This is a genomic window from Bartonella sp. AP4SXKL (assembly GCF_042195845.1).
In the GTDB taxonomy this organism is placed as follows: Bacteria; Pseudomonadota; Alphaproteobacteria; order Rhizobiales; family Rhizobiaceae; genus Bartonella.
This window is the reverse complement of sequence record NZ_JBHIPA010000078.1, coordinates 1-660: the sequence shown is the minus strand read 5'-3', so window position 1 is coordinate 660 and position 660 is coordinate 1. Positions and strand designations below refer to the sequence as shown.

The following is a 660-nucleotide window of genomic DNA, read 5'->3' as shown; positions in this document are numbered from 1 at the left end:
TTCCACAATTCTAATAATCAAAATGCTAATAATAAGCAATATACCAGCATCAATCTATTCTAAACCTTGAGATGGAAATTCCTAGACATTCTCTTACATCTTTCTACAGGTTCTATTCTAAATCACTACGAAAAAAGAGACGAAAAGACCTCCTGATTCTATTATTAAAAAAATAAGTCCAGTATATACTCTCTTAGATATATACTGAGATCTATACCAATTCGAATTCGGCAATAAGGTCGGCCAGTACCTGGCCTTTGATGGCTGTTCGAGGCACATATTCGATGTGATATCGGCCTAGTTCGACGGACCATTTCTCCATTCTGCCTGAGAAATCGGCTCGGCGCAGGGCGGCTTTAATGGGATGGGAAGTGTAGAGGGTAATGGGGTGAGCATCAAAGTAATGCTGTAACTTCCTTGACGCCGTGACGAGGGCTAACACAAGTTTCTCCAGGGGGGTGTAATTTAGCTCGGCTGAAATGAGCGTTTTGCTAATGTAATAAACCGGGCGCTGAATGCCTCCGTCTGACCTCATTAACGCAGCACTTATAGCTTTGTCCGAAAGAGGTAAATACAAGTATAGCATTTCATGGGGTTTTGGTATGGAAATGAGAGGTGGAGTGGCTATATACTCTTTCAGCCGAGATAATGCTTCCTCAC

1 protein-coding gene is annotated in these 660 nt (G+C 42.1%); it reads right to left on the bottom strand.

Features of this window, described 5'->3' with window-relative positions:
* Positions 1 to 211: 211 nt before the first annotated feature.
* Positions 212 to 660, bottom strand: a 449-nt coding sequence (locus tag ACFIMI_RS09765; RefSeq protein WP_375692541.1) for an RNase H-like domain-containing protein, incomplete at its 5' end; no start/stop codon positions are given.